General features: G+C 70.9%; 13 protein-coding genes. 5 read left to right on the forward strand and 8 right to left on the reverse strand.

All coding sequences use genetic code 11. The features are described from left to right. Window positions 1-11 precede the first annotated feature (11 nt). The 5 genes from FDA94_RS25820 to FDA94_RS25840 all read right to left on the reverse strand — a co-directional run bounded on the left by FDA94_RS25820 (window position 12) and on the right by FDA94_RS25840 (window position 5153). Window positions 12-569 (reverse strand): P-loop nucleotide/nucleoside kinase family protein, encoded by a 558-nt coding sequence (locus tag FDA94_RS25820; RefSeq protein ID WP_137249672.1) that lies wholly within the window; start codon window positions 567-569, stop codon window positions 12-14. Then, the gene (locus FDA94_RS25825) at window positions 566-817 is read right to left on the reverse strand and encodes a hypothetical protein (RefSeq protein WP_425460176.1); all 252 of its coding nucleotides are present in this window, start codon (window positions 815-817) and stop codon (window positions 566-568) included. The genes FDA94_RS25820 and FDA94_RS25825 overlap by 4 nt, the downstream gene beginning before the upstream one ends. A gap of 25 nt (window positions 818-842) precedes the next feature. After that, window positions 843-2231 (reverse strand): S8 family serine peptidase, encoded by a 1389-nt coding sequence (locus FDA94_RS25830; RefSeq protein WP_137249731.1) that lies wholly within the window; start codon window positions 2229-2231, stop codon window positions 843-845. 128 nt (window positions 2232-2359) lie between these two features. Next, a complete protein-coding gene (locus tag FDA94_RS25835; RefSeq protein ID WP_246060158.1) occupies window positions 2360-3796 on the reverse strand; it encodes a DUF2079 domain-containing protein in 1437 nt (478 codons plus the stop codon). Window positions 3797-3935: 139 nt separating this feature from the next. Then, a complete protein-coding gene (locus tag FDA94_RS25840; RefSeq protein WP_137249673.1) occupies window positions 3936-5153 on the reverse strand; it encodes an ROK family transcriptional regulator in 1218 nt (405 codons plus the stop codon). 441 nt (window positions 5154-5594) lie between these two features. On the opposite strand from FDA94_RS25840, the gene FDA94_RS25845 reads away from it, so the two are divergent. From FDA94_RS25845 to FDA94_RS25855, 3 genes are all read left to right on the forward strand, one after another. Continuing rightward, entirely contained in the window at window positions 5595-8810 is a 3216-nt protein-coding gene (locus tag FDA94_RS25845) for a carbohydrate-binding protein (RefSeq protein WP_137249674.1), read from the forward strand. An 8-nt stretch (window positions 8811-8818) separates the two neighbouring features. Beyond that, window positions 8819-10909 carry a ThuA domain-containing protein gene (locus tag FDA94_RS25850; protein WP_137249675.1) on the forward strand — a complete coding sequence of 697 codons (2091 nt, stop codon included), beginning with the start codon at window positions 8819-8821 and terminating at the stop codon, window positions 10907-10909. A 110-nt stretch (window positions 10910-11019) separates the two neighbouring features. Next, entirely contained in the window at window positions 11020-11265 is a 246-nt protein-coding gene (locus tag FDA94_RS25855; protein ID WP_137249676.1) for a DUF6461 domain-containing protein, read from the forward strand. An 89-nt stretch (window positions 11266-11354) separates the two neighbouring features. Here the strand turns inward: FDA94_RS25855 and FDA94_RS25860 are convergent, their stop codons facing one another. After that, window positions 11355-13280 carry an LCP family protein gene (locus tag FDA94_RS25860; protein WP_137249677.1) on the reverse strand — a complete coding sequence of 642 codons (1926 nt, stop codon included), beginning with the start codon at window positions 13278-13280 and terminating at the stop codon, window positions 11355-11357. A gap of 99 nt (window positions 13281-13379) precedes the next feature. Continuing rightward, window positions 13380-14339 carry a neutral zinc metallopeptidase gene (locus tag FDA94_RS25865; protein ID WP_137249678.1) on the reverse strand — a complete coding sequence of 320 codons (960 nt, stop codon included), beginning with the start codon at window positions 14337-14339 and terminating at the stop codon, window positions 13380-13382. Between the two features lie 515 nt (window positions 14340-14854). Between FDA94_RS25865 and FDA94_RS25870 the strand changes: the two genes are divergently transcribed. Beyond that, the gene (locus FDA94_RS25870) at window positions 14855-15724 is read left to right on the forward strand and encodes a LysR family transcriptional regulator (RefSeq protein WP_137249679.1); all 870 of its coding nucleotides are present in this window, start codon (window positions 14855-14857) and stop codon (window positions 15722-15724) included. A gap of 134 nt (window positions 15725-15858) precedes the next feature. Continuing rightward, window positions 15859-16689: a dihydropteroate synthase gene (folP, locus tag FDA94_RS25875; protein WP_137249680.1), complete on the forward strand. Its 831-nt coding sequence runs from the start codon at window positions 15859-15861 to the stop codon at window positions 16687-16689. Here folP and FDA94_RS25880 read toward each other — a convergent pair. Continuing rightward, window positions 16680-18101, reverse strand: coding sequence for a pyridoxal phosphate-dependent decarboxylase family protein (locus FDA94_RS25880; RefSeq protein WP_246060159.1), 1422 nt, complete (start codon window positions 18099-18101; stop codon window positions 16680-16682). The two genes, folP and FDA94_RS25880, sit on opposite strands and share 10 nt — an antisense overlap. Between the last annotated feature and the right edge of the window lie 21 nt (window positions 18102-18122).

Genomic DNA, 18122 nt, shown 5'->3' on the forward strand with positions numbered 1-18122 from the left:
TGGGCCAGAATTCACCCGATGCCCAGCCGCTCCAGCTGCCGCCCCATCGGCCCGGCCCCCGGCCGGTTGTCGATCTCGACGTGGTCGACGACGGGCGGTTCGTCCACCTTGATCGCCCTGAGGTAGGCGTCGAAGGCGGCCAGCTTGCCCCGGTCGCGTTCCAGCCCCCGGGCGACGATCCGCTTCCGCAGGGTCGTCGCGTCGGACCGGACCCAGAACAGCCTGATGTCGCCGCCCCCGAGCTCCTCGGCCCATTCGTCCCAGCGGGACTTCGAGTGGACCTGGCCGGTGAAGGGGCCGCTCAGCAGGACGGGCGCGCCGTGGCGCCGGATCTCCCGGGCGGTGGCGGTCATGCCCGCGTATTCGTACCTCTTGATGTACTCGTCGTACCAGGGACCCTCGCGCTCGCCCTCGTCCCGCCCGGCGGCGGCCAGGATCGCACTGACCATGCCGCCGTACATCGTGTCCTTGTCGAGCAGGGCGGGCACCGGGTCGAGGCGGGCCAGCAGGAGCTCACACAGGGTGGTCTTGCCGCTCCCTGGCGGGCCCGCCACGATCCAGCAGGTCATCGGTCCTTCCTGGACGGCCCCATCGGCTCGATCTTCGGGTCGGCCCAGGGGCCGTCCATCGCCTCAGGGGTCGCGGTCAGCCGGTGGGCGGCCATGGCGCTCACCCGCAGGCCGTAGAGGCCGTGGTCGGGGTCGATCGCCACGACGCCGTAGCCGACGTCGACTTCTTCCTTTTTCAGCCGCAGTTCGCGCAGCGCCATGTCCAGGGTGGCGCCGCGTGGCAGCCGTACCGTGATCAGAACCATCACGCAACAACTCCGGTTTTCGGCAGGTTCAGGACACGAGCCACGGCCGGCCTTCGGCCGTCCGTGTCTCGCTCGCCCTGGCGTGCAGGGCCTCGACGATGCCGGGCACGTTCACGACTCCGTATCCGTAGTCGTAGTCATACCCCAGCACACCGCGATCATCGGCACTTCTCACCAGCAATGTCCTCAAATCGGACGGCGAGAGGACCGTGGACGGCACCCGCGACCGGATCGCCGCCACCACCCCGGCCGCGACCGGGCAGGCCGCGCTGGTGCCGGAGTCGGGCTCGCCCGGCCCGAACGCCCCCGACCCGGCGAAATGGGTGTAGGCCGCCAGGTCGGGCTTGCGGTCGGCCAGGCGGCCGGGGCCCTGCGAGGAGTAGCCGACCCGCTCGCCGGTCACGTCGACCCCGGCCACCGACAGGACCGCCGGGTGGGAGTTGGCGCCGGTGATCGGCTGGTCGGGGTAGGCGCAGCGGCCGTCGGGGCACTCGCGCCCGCAGTTCCCGGCCGCGAACAGGATGTCGGCCCCGGCGGCGGCCAGCGAGCCGACGATCAGGTTGAAGGGGTGGGCGGGGTTGTCGGAGTAGTTGCCGGGGTGGCCGGGCGGGAAGTCCCAGTCGGGGGAGAAGGAGCCCCAGCTATTGGTGACCACGAGGGCCCGCGACTCGGCGGGCTGGGCGTCGAGGACGGTCCGCAGGTGGGCGAAGGCGGCCATCGCGTCGGACAGCAGGCCGTCGAGCGCCGAACCGCCGGGGCGGCGCGACAGCAGCACCGGGATGTCGATCACCGAGGCCTTCGGGGCGGCGAGGAGCGCGTCGAAGGCGCACATCGTGCCGTGGTCGACGTCGAACTCGCCCGGCCGCCCGGACACGCCGTCGGGAGACCAGCTCCGCTCCCGGTCGAGGACGAAGTCGGCGCCCAGGGTGGCGGACACGTGGCGCTGGTTCACCCCGGTGTCGGTGACGGTCAGGGCGACCCCGGAGCCGTCGTACCCCTCGGCGTGGAGCCTTTCGACGGCGAGCAGCCGCCGCACGTCGCGCCAGCCGCCGACGGGGCCGTCGCCACCGCAGGTGAGGGAGGTCTGGATGACCGGATCGGCGTAGACGCCGACCACCCCGCCCCGGCCCGACAGCAGGGCCAGCCGGGTCGACACCTCGTCGTCGGCGATCTCGCCCCGGACCAGCACCGAGGCGTCACGGGGCGCCATCGAGAAGATCAGCGGCTGGTTCAGCGACAGCGGGTCGCCACCCGCGCGGGCCGGCAGCGGCCGGGGCACCGCGACGGGGGTGAACGTGGGGTCGAGCAGCACGCCCGGGAGCCCGTTGACGACGTCGGCCGCGGTGGCCGTCACCGCGGGGTCGGCGACCGCGGCGACCACGTCGGGGGAGGGGCGGAGCTGGACGAGCACGCGCATGGGCAGTTCCATCCGGTCAGGGGGACGCGACGCCCACCAATCTCGCGTACGCCCGCCACCCGGTCCACCGGCTCAACTCCCGCCAATCCACTCCGTACCGGCCGATACCACCGGAGTGGTACGGCGATCTAACTTCCCGGCTTGTGCAGCACGACGAAGCCGTCGCGTTCGAAGACCACCATGTATCCGGCGGCCCGGCGCTCCTCCACCGACTTCTTGGCGTCGTCGACCGACCCCCACGGCCACGCCCACTGGCCGAGGTCGGCCAGCACCCACGGCGCGTCGCGGCGGGTCGGCTCCCAGACCAGCACGGTCGTCCGGTGGGTGAGCATCGGGCCCATGTGGTTGGGCGCCTCGACCACCACCCCGTCAGGGATCACGGCCATCGCCTGGTAGGCCGCCGCCGCGCGGTCGTGGGGCTGGTAGAAGTCGGGGTTGGCGAGCTGGTCGAGGGCGAAGCGGGGGACCTGGGTCAGCCCGACGACCGCCACCGCGACCGCCCACGCGATCACCGCGGTCTGCTTGTGCTTCGCGTCCACGCGTTTCAGCAGCCGGGTCGCGCCGTCGACCCCGGCGCAGAAGAGGATCGCCACGACGAAGGCGTTGTAGTGGTAGTCGGTCGACCACCAGAGGCTGTTCTCGGAGACGAGCCGCTCCAGCACCATCGGCGCCGCCGCGAGGGTCAGCGGGGAGAACAGGCACAGGAACAGGGTCAGCCAGCAGAGCAGCACCAGCGTGTCGATCTTGCCGGCGTCGCCGAACACCAGATGAAGGGTGTTGAGGGGATCGCCGGCCAGCTTCCCGAGCGCCGCCGGGAGCGAGTCGCCGAGGTGGGTGTAGCGCCAGTGGTTGTCGTTGGAGCCGCCCACCAGCGGGATCAGCACCCCCCGGATCAGCGCCAGCGCGCCGAGGCCCATCGCGGCGACGATCGCGCCGTCGAGCCGCCGCCGGCTCAGGGCCAGCGCCGCGCCGAAGCCGATCAGCATCAGCCCCATGTCCTCTTTGACCAGCAGCAGCCCGAACGCCGCCAGGTAGGCGGGCAGCCGCCGGCCCCGGTCGAAGCGCTCGATCATGATCGCGCTCAGCACCGGGACGAACATGACCTCGTGGACGTCGAAGTTGACCGCCTGCGCCACCGGGAACGACACCGCGTAGGCCCCGGACACGAGATAGGCGGCGAGGACCCCGAGCCGCCTGCGGGCGTACAGCCACAGGAACGGGATGGCGGCGGCGAACAGGGCGGCCTGGCAGATGATCAGCGTGCGCGGGCTGTCGTGGATCGCGTAGAAGGGCGCGAGCAGCGCGTAGATCGGCGAGAAGTGGTCGGCGAGCTGGAGGAAGTCGAGCCCGTAGCCCTTCTGCACGCCGACCGAGGGGGCGTAGGGCGGCCCGAGATTGGCGTAGCCGCGCACCGCCTGGTCGACGATCACGAGGTCGAAGATGGTGGCCCGGAACGTCCCGAACCTCACCAGGCCGAGCACCGCGTAGGTCACCGCCGACACCCAGGCCAGGGACCAGACGCCGATGCGGTGCGGGGTCAGATGGCGGGTGATCGGGAGAAACACCCTCACATGGTCCCAGAACTCCCGATATGAAAAGCCCGTCCGCCTGGCCTCCGGGTGGCACATCTCCGTGGCGCCGAGGTCGGCGAGGTCGGCGCCACGAAGAACCGGAAAGCCAGGCGGACGGGAGTCTGGGGTCGCGTCAGGCCAGGGTGCTCAGAGTGGTGGGCGGTATCTCCACAGTGGTCGGGTTGGCCAGGACGCGGTCGACCACGACCCCGGCCGCGCCGCGCGAGGCGGCGCCGAAGCCGAGGTCGGAGGCGACGAAGGTGCAGCGGGCGACGGAGCCGGTGACCCCGAGGCGGGCGAGTTCCGCCTGGGCGCGCGGGAGGATGTGCCCTTCCAGCCGCGCGAAGAAGCCGCCGACGACGATGACCCGGGGGTTGAAGAGCCGGACGAGGGTGGCCGAGCCGCGGCCCAGCCAGCGGCCGACCTCCGCCAGGGCGTGGTCGACCTGCGGATCGCCCACCGCCAGGCGGCGCTCGATCTCGCTCAGGCGTTCCTCGGGGTCGCGGACGATGCCGTCGCGCACCCCGTAGGCGTGGTCGGGGGTGACCATGCGGACCAGCGCGGCCAGGCCGACCTTGGTCTCCCAGCAGCCGATGCGGCCGCAGCCGCAGCGCTCGCCGGAGGAGTCGACCATGACGTGGCCCACTTCACCGGCGAAGCCGTCGGCGCCGCCGAGGAGGCGTCCGCCGGCGATGATGCCGCCGCCGACGCCGACCTCACCGGTCAGGTAGACCATGTCGGCCGATCCGGCGGCCACGCCGTTGGTGAACTCGGCCAGCGCCGCCAGATTGGCGTCGTTGGCGACGGTGACGGGGACCCCGGGGGCGACCTCCCAGAGGCGCTCGGCGACGGGGACGCCGTACCAGCCGAGGTTCGGGGCGACGTGGACGACCCCGTTGGTGCCGTCTATGAGGCCGGGGACGGCGACCGTGATCCCGGCGACCCGCACGCCCAGCATGTGGAGTTCGGCTATCGCGTCGCGGGCCACCCGGGCCAGTTCGTCGAGCGAGGCCTCGGGCTCGCAGCCCATGGCGTCGAACCCGACGCGGCGGTCGACCAGGACGCGGCCCGCCAGGTCGGTGGCGAAGGCGGCGATGTAGTCGACGTTGATCTCAAGACCGAGGGCGCCGACGCCCGCGCCGTCGAGGGCCAGGGCCAGACCCGGGCGGCCGACGGAGCCGGCGTGCTGCGGGCCGATCTCGCGGATCAGGCCACGCGCTCGTAACTCCCCGACGAGGCTGGTGACGGTCGCCTTGTTCAGCCCGGTCTCGGCGGCCACCGCCGAACGCGAGCGTGGGCCGTGCTCCTGGAGGTGACGCAGGACGAGCGACAGGTTGGACCGGCGGATCATGGTCTGATCCACGGGCACGCCCGTCGAGCCGTTCCTGCCCAGCGCGGGCCCTGAGGTTAGTCGCACGTCTTGCTTCCCGTCGGTCTGCTTGCGGCCGTTCGTCTCGAATTAATTTGCATGCCTTGCCGAATTAAATGTCCCTGACGCATGTGCCACAAGTGTCGAACCGCTTCGCCTTGCATTACAGTTTCGTAACACGGAACTCTGGCCCGTTCCGCAGACTCCGGGGTCTGTACACGGGGATGACAGGTGTGTTAGAAATCGGTAAATTCCGCCTGCTGTTATGCAAAAGTTAGACGGAATGACGCAGGTCGCTGACGTGGCACCGTCACTGGTTTGCGTCAGCATGACCCCGCTTTACATGTCGTAGCCCGGGCACAAGCGCGGCGGCGCGCGCCTTGCCTGACTGAATCCCCAGGTCAGGAAAGGATCACCCCCTACATGTCTCGACCTCACCGGTTACGGGCGTTAGCCGCCCTGACCACGCTCCTGGTGACGATGGGCGTCGTCGTGGCGCCGCCCAGCGCCCACGCGGCCGACATCCCGGCCTCGGACTATCAGCAGATCGCGCTCGCCACCGGACCTGGCGAGCTCGGCGAGGCGATGTCCCTGGCGGTGCTGCCGAACCGCTCGGTGCTGCACACCGCGCGCGGCGGCCAGGTCCGGATCACGGACGTCAACGGCAACACCTCCCTCGCGGGCACGCTCAACGTGTACACGCACGACGAGGAGGGCCTCCAGGGCGTGGCGGTCGACCCCGGCTTCGCCACCAACCGGCACATCTGGCTGTACTACTCGCCCCGGCTGAGCACCCCCAGCGGCGACGCGCCGACGACGGGCACCCAGACCGACTGGAACACCTGGAAGGGGCAGTTCTACCTGTCCCGGTTCACGCTCACCACGAGCAACACCATCGACATGGCCAGCGAAGTGATCGTGCTGCGGGTCGACAACGACCGCGGCCAGTGCTGCCACGCCGGCGGTGACATCGACTTCGACGCGCAGGGGAACCTCTACCTGACGACGGGCGACGACACCAACCCGTTCGAGTCGAACAGCTACACCCCGATCGACGAGCGCACCAACCGCAACCCGCAGTTCGACGCGCAGCGCTCCTCGGGCAACACCAACGACCTGCGCGGCAAGGTGCTCCGCATCAAGCCGCAGGCCAACGGGACGTACACGATCCCGTCGGGCAACCTGTTCGCGCCGGGCACGGCCAACACCCGTCCCGAGATCTACGCGATGGGCCTGCGCAACCCGTTCCGGATGAGCGTCGACAAGGCCACCGGCATCGTCTACCTGGGCGACTACGGCCCCGACGCCGGGTCCAGCGACGCCAACCGCGGCCCGAGCGGCCAGGTCGAGTTCAACCGCATCACCTCGGCGGGCAACTACGGCTGGCCCTACTGCACCGGGACCAACACCACGGCGGAGACCTACAACGAGTTCACGTTCCCGAGCGGCCCGTCGCAGGCCAAGTACAACTGCGCGGGCGGCCCGACGAACAACTCCTTCCGCAACACCGGCCTGCAGACCCTGCCCCCGGCCAAGCCGGCCTGGATCCGCTACGCCGGCGACGCCGGCAGCCCGCCGGAGTTCGGCGGCGGCTCGGAGTCCCCGATGGGCGGCCCCGTCTACCGGTACGACCCGAACAACACCTCCCCGATCAAGTTCCCGCAGTCGCTCGACGGCCGCTTCTTCGCCGGTGAGTACGGCCGCCGCTGGATCAAGGCCATCGAGGTGACCTCCTCGGGCGGCGTCGGCGAGATCAGTGGCTTCCCGTGGACCGGCACCCAGGTCATGGACATGGCCTTCGGCCCCGACGGCGCCCTGTACGTTCTCGACTACGGCACCGGCTCGGGCAACCAGGCCCTCTACCGCATCGAGTACATCGGCGGCGCGAACCGCAACCCGATCGCCAAGGCCGCGGCCACCCCGACCTCGGGCGTCGCCCCGCTCGCGGTGACCTTCTCCTCGGCGGGCTCGTCCGACCCCGAGGGCTCGGCGCTGACCTACGCGTGGAACTTCGGCGACGGCACCACCTCCACGGCCGCCAACCCGTCGAAGACCTACACCGCCAACGGCACCTACAACGTGACCCTGACGGTCCGCGACAGCGGCGGCCTGACCGGCTCGGCGAACGTGACGATCACGGTCGGCAACACCGCGCCGACGGTCAACCTGCAGACCCCGCTGAGCGGCGCGCTGTTCAACTTCGGCGACACGATCCCGTACACGATCTCCGTCAGCGACCCGCAGGACGGCACGATCAACTGCGCCCGGGTGAAGTTCACCTACTTCCTCGGCCACGACAGCCACTCGCACCAGATCACCTCCAAGGACGGCTGCTCCGGCACCATCACCGTCCCGACCGACGGCGAGCACGACGCCGCCGCCAACATCTACGGCGTCTTCACGGCCGAGTACACCGACAACGGCGGCCTGACCACCACGGTCACCCGGACTCTGCAGCCCCGGCACCGCCAGGGCGAGCACTGGGGCGCCCAGAACGGCGTCCAGACCGCCCAGCACGCCGCCGCCGAGGGCGGCACCACGGTCGGGTTCGTCGACAACAACGACTGGATCTCCTTCACCCCGTACAACCTGACGGGCGCCACCTCGCTGACCGCCCGGGTCTCCTCCGGCGGCGTCGGCGGCACCCTCGAAGTGCGCGCGGGCTCGGCGACCGGCACCCTGCTGGGCACCGCCACGGTGGCCAACACCGGCAGCTGGGACACCTTCACCAACGTCACGGCCAACCTGTCCAACGTGCCGACCTCGACGACCACGCTGTTCCTGGTCTTCAAGGGCGTCACCGGCCAGGGCAACCTGTTCGACCTCGACGCGTTCACCGTCAACGGCGGCACGAGCAACCCGCCCGCCGGGACGATCGAGGGCGAGGCGTTCACGTCGAACTCCGGCGTTCAGACCGCGGCCCACGCCGCCGCTTCTGGCGGTCTGACCGTCGGCTACATCGACAACGGCGACTGGGCCGGCTACTCGAACGTCAGCACCTCGGGCAAGACCTCGTTCACCGCCCGGATCTCCTCCGGCGGCCCCGGCGGCACCATCACGATCCGCTCGGGCAGCCAGACCGGCACGGTCCTCGGCACGGTAGCCGTGCCGAACACCGGCAGCTTCGACACCTTCCAGAACGTCTCCACGACGCTCAACGGATCAGGCACCGGCGCGCTGTTCCTCACCTTCACCGGCGGTTCCGGCGCGCTGTTCGACATCGACACCTTCTCGCTCGGCAGCACCCCGCCGCCGACCACGACCGTCGAGGGCGAGGCCTTCACGTCCACCTCGGGCGTGCAGATCGCCACCCACGCCCCGGCGACCGGCGGCCTGACCGCAGGGCACATCGAGAACGGCGACTGGGCCGCCTACAACCAGGTCACCGTGAACGGCGCCACCCGCATCACGGTCCGCTACTCCTCGGCCGGTCCCGGCGGGACCATCGAGGTGCGGGCCGGCACGGCGACCGGGACGGTGCTCGGCACCCTCGCGGTCCCGAACACCGGCGGCTGGGAGACCTTCGCCTCGGCGTCGGCGAACCTGACGGCCGGCTCGGCCACGGGCCAGGTCGTGCTCCGGTTCACCGGCGGCTCGGGCGCCCTCTTCGACGTCGACAACTTCACCATCCAGAAGTGAGGTGGGACATGAAGCGCAGACTCTTGGGCGCGATCGCCGCGGCGGCCGTCGCCGCGACGACGCTGGTGCCGACGGCGGCCCACGCCGCCGACCCGGCCTACCAGGTGCTCGTCTTCTCCAAGACGGCGGGCTTCCGGCACGACTCGATCCCGCAGGGCATCGCGGCGATCCAGTCCATCGGCTCGGCCAACAACTTCACGGTCACCGCGACGGAGGACGCCGGCGCGTTCACCGCGGGGAACCTGGCCAACTACAAGGCCGTGGTCTTCCTGAGCACCACGGGTGACGTGCTGAACGCCACCCAGCAGACCGCGTTCGAGAACTACATCAACGGCGGCGGCGGCTACGTGGGCGTCCACGCGGCGGCCGACACCGAGTACGACTGGTCGTTCTACGGCAACCTGGTCGGCGCCTGGTTCCAGAGCCATCCGGCCATCCAGACGGCTACCATCCGCACCGAGGACCGCGCCCACGCGGCCACCGCCCACCTGGGCGGCACCTGGTCGCGGTCTGACGAGTGGTATTCGTACCGCACGAACCCGAGAAACAGCGCCAAGATCCTGCAAAATCTCGACGAATCGAGCTACTCGGGCGGCGGGATGGGTGACCACCCGATCACCTGGTGCAAGAACGTGAGCAACGGCCGCAGCTTCTACACCGGGCTCGGACACACGCAGGCAACATACAGCGAGGCCAACTTCCGGACGCTGCTCCTCGGCGGCATCCGCTACGCGGCCGGCTGGGCCAAGCAGGACTGCCGCGTCGAGACCGGCTACACGCCGATCTACAACGGCTCCACCACCGGCTGGTCGCAGGCCGGACCGGGCAGCTTCACCAACTCCGACGCCACGCTCAAGTCGGTCGGCGGCATGGGCCTGCTGTGGTACTCCGCCAAGGAGTACGGCTCCTACTCGCTGAAGCTCGACTGGAAGGCCGACGGCGACGACAACTCCGGCATCTTCGTCGGCTTCCCGAGCTCGACCGACGTGAACTCGGCCGTCAACAACGGCTACGAGATCCAGATCGACGCGACGGACACCGCAGACAAGACCACCGGGTCGATCTACGGCTTCAAGTCGGCCGACGTCGCCGCCCGCGACGCCGCGCTCAACCCCCCGGGCGAGTGGAACGGCTACGAGATCCTCGTCGAGGGCGAGCGGCTGCGCGTCTACCTGAACGGCCGCCTGATCAACGACTTCACCAACACCGTGGCCAACCGGTCGCTCGTCCAGGGCTACATCGGCATCCAGAACCACGGCACCGGTGACGACGTGTCGTTCCGCAACATCCGGATCAAGGAGCTGAACGGCAACCCGCCGCAGCAGCCGGCCACGATCGAGGCCGAGTCGTACACCTCGAACTCCGGGGTGCAGCCCGCCGGGCACGCCACCGCCAGCGGCGGCACCACCGTCGGCTACATCGACAACGGCGACTGGGTCGGCTACGCGAACTTCTCCACCGCCGGCAAGAACAGCTTCTCCGCGCGGGTCTCCTCGGGCGGCCCCGGCGGCACCATCACGATCCGGGCGGGCTCCCAGACCGGCACGGTGCTGGGCACGGTCAACGTGCCGAACACCGGCAGCTGGGACACCTTCCAGACCGTGACCACCTCGCTGAACGGCAACGCCTCCGGCCCGCTGTTCCTCACCTTCAGCGGCGGCTCCGGCGCACTGCTCGACGTCGACACCATCACCCTGACCACCGGCACCACGCCGACGCAGACCACGGTCCAGGGCGAGGCGGCCACGTCGCAGTCGGGCACCCAGATCGCCGCCCACGGCCCCGCCGTCGGCGGCCAGACCCTCGGCCACATCGACAACGGCGACTGGGCCGGCTACAACCAGGTCACCGCCAACGGGGCGACCCGCATCACGGTGCGCTACTCCTCGGCCGGACCGGGCGGCCAGATCCAGGTCCGCGCGGGTTCGGCGACCGGCACCCAGATCGGGACGGTGACCATCCCGAACACCGGCAGCTGGGACACCTTCCAGACCGTCTCGGCGAACCTGACGAGCTCGGCCTCCGGGGCGATCTTCCTGAGGTTCACGGGCGGATCCGGGTCCCTCTTCGACGTGGACCAGTTCACGATCGAGAAGTAGGGATTCCTTGTGAGACCCCGGCCCCGGGTGCCGCTGCGGCGGCCCCGGGGCCTTTCCTCTGACGTCCACCTCAACCGGGCGGCGATCACCTTCCCGTCCCTCACGGGGTGATGACGACCGGACACGGCGGGATCGTGGTCGTCGGCGAACTGGACGGGTGGTTCCTGGTTCTCGAGCCCAACGGGTGGGAATCGGCCGACGCGATCGCGGCCCTGTCACGGGGTGGCGAGGCGGTCTGCCTGGTCCTCGGTGACACGCTCAGGCACTACCACCTCCACTGCGCCCGCGACGGCCGGCACGTGTGCCGATACCGGTGGGCGACTCGCCGGCGGGGGAGCCGCTCCCGCTCTGTGTGAGCGTGTCCGACTGTTCCGCCGCTGGACCGCGCTCCCGTCTGAACGGCGAAGGCCCCCGGGAGGTTCTCCCGGGGACCTTCGCGACGGGGTCAGAATCCGCAGAGTTCGGCGAGGGACTTGTCCTCGGTCGCCTGGGAGTTCGGGGTCGGCGTGAGGGTCGGCTTGGCCGCCGTCGGGGTCGGGCTCGGGTCGGGGGCCGAGGCGACCGGGTTGGCGCCGCTCGGGGAGGCGGTCACGCCCGCCTGGACGGGGGCCGCCGCGCCGTTCGACTTGCGGATGGCCGTGGCGACCATGCGCTTGATCTTGTCCCAGTCGGCGCTGCCGGGCCAGATCTGCGGCGGGACGAACTGGGTGCTGGTGATCTTGGCGTCCTTCACCTTGACGCCGAGGTTCACCAGGTGCTCCAGCAGCGGGCGGGGGATGTCGGTCCGGAAGAGCCGTTTGGCCGCCGCGACGATCTTGTTGAAGTTGAGCAGGACCTTGTCGGGGGAGGCCTGCTGGGCCAGCGCGCCGATCACGCAGCGCTGGCGGCCCATCCGGGAGAAGTCGTCGCTGCCGACGCGGGAGCGGCCGTACCAGAGGACCTGCTCGCCGTTCAGGACGCGCTTGCCCGCCTTAATGGTGCCCGCGGTGCCGTAGACGCCGCCGTACTTGATGTCGGTCTGTACGTTGATCTCCAGGCCGCCGATCGCGTCGACGAGGGCGGCGAAGCCGTACATGTCGACCATGGCGTAGTAGTCGATGTGGAGGCCCAGCGTGGTGCTGATGGCGTCCTTGAGGGCGGCGGGGCCGCGGACACCCAGGTTGGGGTAGTCCTCGGCGTACTGCCAGACCTCGTTCAGCAGGCCGCCGTTGGGCAGTTCGGCGCGGAAGCCGTTCGGGAACTGCCTGTTGAGCGGGCTGTTCTTGCTGAAGTGGACGTGCTGGAGGTTGCGCGGCAGCGCGAACAGGACCGTGTTCCCCGTCTGCACGTTGACGCTGGCCACCTGCATCGAGTCGGTGCGCACGCCGGTCCGGTTGCCGGCCGCGTCGCCGCCGATGAGCAGGAAGTTGACCCGTTTCTTGCCGGCCCACGGGTCCTCGGCCTTGATGGGCACGGCCTGCGGGTTGGTGCTGTCGTGGTCGCTGGGGAAGTTGTCGAGGAGGCTCTGCGTCTGGTTCACGAAGTTCGCCGCGTACGCGAACGGCGCCATGACGCCCACGCACAACGCGCCCACCACGACCCCCGAGATGATCTGCCCCCGCTGGGGCAGCCGGTCGGGCGTCAGCGAGATGTACGACATGAGAATGAGCGCGAACCACGCCAGCGCGAGCGTGGCCGACCCGGTCAGCACGGCCGTCAGCGTGCTCTCGCGGACGGCCGAGCCGAGGTTGCCCAGGATCCCGATGCCGAACACCACGGCCGCCACCAGGACGACGCCGAACGTGCCGAGGAAGATGTAGCCCATCTTCCTGCGTCCGGCGCGCAGGTGCGCGGCGCCGGGCACGATCGCCGACAGCGCGGTCCACGCGATGACGCCGCCGGTGGTGAGCGGCCGTCCGAACTGCGGCGCCCGGCCGCCCGGCCCGCCCTTCGCGGGACCGCGCGGCGGCAGGGGAGCGGGCTTGCGCGGCGGTCCCGGACGGGTGACCTCGTCGTCGGCGATCCGCTGTTCGGCCGGCGGGCCCTGCACGGCGGGGGGCGGCGTGAACTGCGGCCGTCCGGAGTTCGGCGGGCCGCCCACATGGACGCCGCCGCTCGGAGTGCCCGTGGCGACGATCGTGTCGGGCCGGACGGAGGCCTGTGGGCCGGCGTTCTTCGGCACCGGGTCGGGCTGGGGGCCCGCGGTCTTCGGGATGGCGGCGAACGACCCGGTCTGCGGGGGTTCCGACGGACCGGAGGACTCCGCGGGGGTTTGCTGTTCTTCGTATGTTTCGTCGGCTACCCCGCCGGGGAAGTCCTCGGAGGACTTCTGAGGGCGCTTACGGGTGCGTCTCTGACGTGACTCGTCACCCGCGGCTCCCCCACGACGCATGGTCAACCGCTCCTCTGCTCGTTATTGCCCGTGCGATGCCCAGGGATTCTAGCCCTCAAATCTGGACAACACTGAACACATCCGGAAAGAAGGCTCTGTCTAGGAGACGGCCTTCGCGGGCATCGCCCATGTGTTGCACTGATACGCCTGCTGCTTCTGCCATCCCTGCCGGAACCACACCCCGTTGTTCGGCGGAGATCCGTGGTCACGCGGCCAGCCCGGGTGGTCGCCGAGGCTGCCCCAGAACGCGAACAGGTCGTTGCGGCGCGCGGCCGGAACGGGGTAGCTCGCCGCGACCGACCGCATGAACATCCCCGCGAAGCAGTTCGCCTGAAGTTCGAGCCGGCGGCTCAGCGCCAGCCGCTGCGCCTCCGACCCGGAGGCCAGGGTGCGCTCCCAGCGGGCCTGCGACAGGCCGGTGAGCTGCTGGACGTGGTGGCCGTACTCGTGGCCCATCATCGCCGTGTAGGCGCCGTGCCACGACGACATCCGGGCGTAGCCGACCGACTCGCCGTTGCCGTTCGCCATGGCCTTGGTCGAGGCGTACACCGACATGGTTCGCGGGCAGTAGTAGGGCGCCGCGCTGTTCGCCTGCGGGAAGTCGCCGCACGGGCCCCGGCCCTTACCCTTCGCGATGACCCACTTCGGCGGCTCGAACGGGATGCCGGCCCTCTCCAGCGCCGCCTGCCAGGCCCGGTCCATGCACTTGGCCGTCTTGAGGATGTGCGCCTTGATCTGCGCGTGGTCGAACACGTTCGCCCGCCCGCCCGGACAGCGGGTGCGGGGCAGCGCCCCGGCCGTGTAGACCGTGTTCTCCTTCAGCGACGTGTTGAGCGGCGCCCGCCGTTCCTGTACGGGCTGCTGTTCCCCCCGCTGCGGCTCGCGCGCCGGCCGGTCCCCCTCGCGTAACGAGGAGACGACCGGCTCCGACGCGCTCGGCCGTTCGCCGAACGACGCGCCGAGCACGACCACGACGAACGCGACCGCCATCAGCCCGAAGATCCCGCCGATGATCGGCCCCGCACTCGACTTCCGCCGAGGCTGCCAATGGGCGGGCATCTGCCGGGGCGGCCCATAGGGGCCTGCGGGGGCGGGGCGCGTCCCGGGCGGAAAGTGCGGCTGCTGCCGAGCCGACCCGGGCGGCCCCGGATGCCCAAGCGGCCCGGGATGCCCAGCCGGTCCCAGGTGTCCGGCGCCACCCTTGGGTGCCGGGCGGCCTGGACCGCCATGGGGCGCCGGGTGGCCCTGGCGACGCTGGTGCGGAGGCGTCGGCGGGTGCGGGTGTCCCGGCGAGTGCGGAGGGGCGGGCTGGGGGCCCGGGCCGGCTGGGGGAGGGGGTGCAGGGTACCCCTGTGAGGGCTGTCGTGGGCCGCCTGGACCGTATGGGTGACGTCCGGGAGGCGGCGGATACGGCTGCCCCATCTCTTCGACCCCCTTTGCTGAGATTGGGCAGAACAATACTGATTTCACACTCGTCACGGATGTAGCACCGTTCGCGCACGGGCGGTAATCATCCGAGGTGATCTCTGCGATGTTCCGGATTCGGACGGCTCGTCTGCCCTAGCGTCTTTGGCATGAATCTGCAACAGCTCCGCTATGTGGTAGCCACCGCAGAGCACCGCACCATGACCGACGCCGCACGGTCCCTCTACATCGCGCAGCCCGCGTTATCCCGCGCGATCCGGGACCTCGAACGGGAACTCGGCATGACCCTCTTCGCGCGTTCCGGGCGGGGAGTGGTCGTGACCGCGCAGGGGCGGCGGGTCGTCAAGCTCGCCCGGGAGGCGCTCGACGCCGTCCGGGAGATCGAGGCCCTGGCGACCCAGTCGCACACGGCGGGAGCCGAACTGCGCATCGCGTCGACGCCGAGCCTCGAACCGGGGCTCGCGGGTCGCCTGCTGCCCGCCTATGTGGCGGAGCATCCGGGGATCCGCGTGCACATCGTCCGCTGCGACGGGCGGGACAGCGTCGTCACCGCCGTCCGCGAGCAGCGGGCCGACCTCGGGCTGACCGACCTGCCGGTGCCCACCGACCTGGTCAGCCATCCGCTGGAGCGGCAGGAGATCGTGCTGATCTCGCCGCCCGGTCTCGACCTGCCCGATCCGGTGCCGATGAGCAGGCTCAACGGCATGCGGCTGGTGCTGCCCGGTCAGGGCAGCCCGCGCCGCCGGGAGTTCGACCAGATCTTCACCTCGTACGGTGTCCGCCCCATCCCCGCGCTGGAGTCGGACGAACGGGCCAAGTGGCTCCCCGCCGTACGCGAAGGTCAGGCCTCGCTCCTGTGGTACCGCGGCATGGCCGAGCAGGCGGCCCGCGCCGGCCTGGTCGTGCGGTCGCTCGACCCCGCCCCCAGGAAGATCATCGCGATCGTGCACGCCCGCAAGCGGCTGCCCGCGACCGCGCAGGACTTCGTGACCCTGGCAGAAGGAGGATCCGCCGCTTAAACGCTTGGACCGTTCCAAATCCGACTTGTCGGATTCGGGGCCGGATCGGTGGGGGCACTTCTGGATCGGCCATTTCCCGAAGCACTCCCTCGTCCCGGCAGTCGCGGAGAGGGCGCGGAGTAGGCTCGCTGACGATGTCTACTCTGCGCCTTCGTGGCCGTACGTTCGGCCCCGGCGACCACGCGATCATGGCCGTGGTCAACCGCACGCCCGACTCCTTCTACGACCGGGGCGCGACCTACGGCTTCGCCGCCGCCCTCGACGCCGTCTCCCGCCAGATCGACGCGGGCGCCGACATCGTCGACATCGGCGGCGTGAAGGCCGGACCGGGCGACGACGTCGACGTGGCGGAGGAGATCCGCCGGGTCGCCGACCTCGTGACGGCGGTCCGCGACCGGCACCCGGCCGTGATCATCAGCGTCGACACCTGGCGCGCCGAGGTCGGCGAGGTCGTGGCGGCGGCCGGCGCCGACCTGCTGAACGACACGTGGGGCGGCGTCGACCCCCGGCTGGCCGACGTGGCCGCCAAATACGGCATCGGCCTGGTCTGCGCCCACGCCGGACGCGTCGAGCCGCGCACCCGCCCCCACCGGATCGCCTACGACGACGTGGTGGGCGATGTGGTGGCGTACACGACCGACCTCGCGGAGAAGGCGCTCGCCGCAGGGGTCTCGCGGGACCGCATCCTGATCGACCCCGCCCACGACTTCGGCAAGAACACCTACCACTCCCTGGAGCTCAGCCGCCGCCTCGACGAGATGGTCGCGACCGGCTGGCCGGTCCTGGTCGCCGTCTCGAACAAGGACTTCGTCGGCGAGACCCTCGGCGGCCTCCCGGTCGACCAGCGCCACGCCGGCACCCTCGCCACGCTGGCGGTCTCGGCGGCACAGGGCGCGCGGGTCTTCCGCGTCCACGACGCCGCCTCGGCCCGCAAGGTCCTGGACGTCGTCGCCCGTCAGCCGTAGATCACTGACAGGAACCTGACCAGGATCGCCTCGCGGGTCTTCGCGGGAAGCGCGTCGAGGACCGCGTTGACCGCCGCCATCTCCGGCTGGTCGCGGGAGGTCAGGTCGATGCCGACCGAGGCGGCCAGTTCGACGAAGGTCGGGTCGTCGAGTTCGTCGAGGTTCAGGGAGGCGATCAGCTCCGGGAGTCCCTCCGGGACCACCGCCGGGCCGCGCTCGCGGGCGGCCTCGGCCGACTCGGCGATGACGGCGAGCATCGCGTCGACCCGCTCCAGGGTCACGCCGGTGACGGTGATGTGGAGGTTGGCGGGGATGCCCGCGTAGGAGAGCTGGGGCTGCAGGAACCAGCCGCGCTTGCGGGCCTCGTCGGCCAGCACGAACACGTCGACCTCGGGGGAGCCCGCGATGGCGACCAGGGCGGCCTGCGGGTCGCCCAGCACCCGCAGGCCCGGGATCTTCGCGGCGCCCTCGGCGATCCGGCGGGTGGCCTCCAGGGTGGTGCGGCCCAGTTCGAGGTAGCCCTCGCGGCCCAGCGCGTGCAGCGTGCCCCACGCGCCGCCGAGCGGGCCGGCCGACCGGGAGCTCTGCACGGTCGCGTTGATGATCGTGTAGCCGGGCCAGGCGGCCGAGGCGAAGTAGGCGCTGCGGCGCAGCGCGGCGTCCTTGAACAGCAGCACGGAGGCGCCCTTGGGGGCGTACCCGAACTTGTGCAGGTCGCAGGAGATCGAGGTGACGCCCGGCACCGACAGGTCGAACGGCGGCACCTCGGCCCCGGCCTCCCGCAGCCACGGCAGCAGCCAGCCTCCGACGCAGGCGTCGACGTGGCAGGGGATGTTCCGGGCCGCCGCGAGGGCCGCGACCTCGGTGACCGGGTCGATCACGCCCTGCGGGTAGGAGGGCGCCGAGACCACCACGAGCACGGTCCGCTCGGTGATCGCCGCCTCGACGCTCGCCGGGTCGACGGTGTAGGCGCCGAGGTCGACGGGCACGGCGACCACCTCGACCCCGAGGTAGTGCCCGGCCTTGTGGAAGGCGGGATGCGCGGTGACCGGCACGACCATCTGCGGCCGCTCGATCTTGGCGGCGTCGCGGGCCGCCTTCACCGCCAGCATGATCGACTCGGTGCCGCCGCTGGTGAAGATGCCCGGCGCGTCGGGCTGCCCGAGTTCGGCGGCGACGGCGCGGACGACGTCCTTCTCCAGGGCGACCATGCTGGGGAAGGCCGTCGGGTCGAGCATGTTGACCTCGAGCATGCCCGCGTACGCGGCCGCGCCCGCCTCGTGCACCTCGGGGCGGCCGGTGTCGTACACGTAGGCGGTGACCTTGCCGCCCCGGACCGGGAGATCGGCCTGCTGCGCCTCGGCCAGACGGGCGAGCAGTTCCTCGGCGGTCACGCCGTGGTGGGGGAGCACCGTGACATCTCCTGACATACG

Source organism: Herbidospora galbida (assembly GCF_005233835.1).
GTDB lineage: Bacteria > Actinomycetota > Actinomycetes > Streptosporangiales > Streptosporangiaceae > Herbidospora > Herbidospora galbida.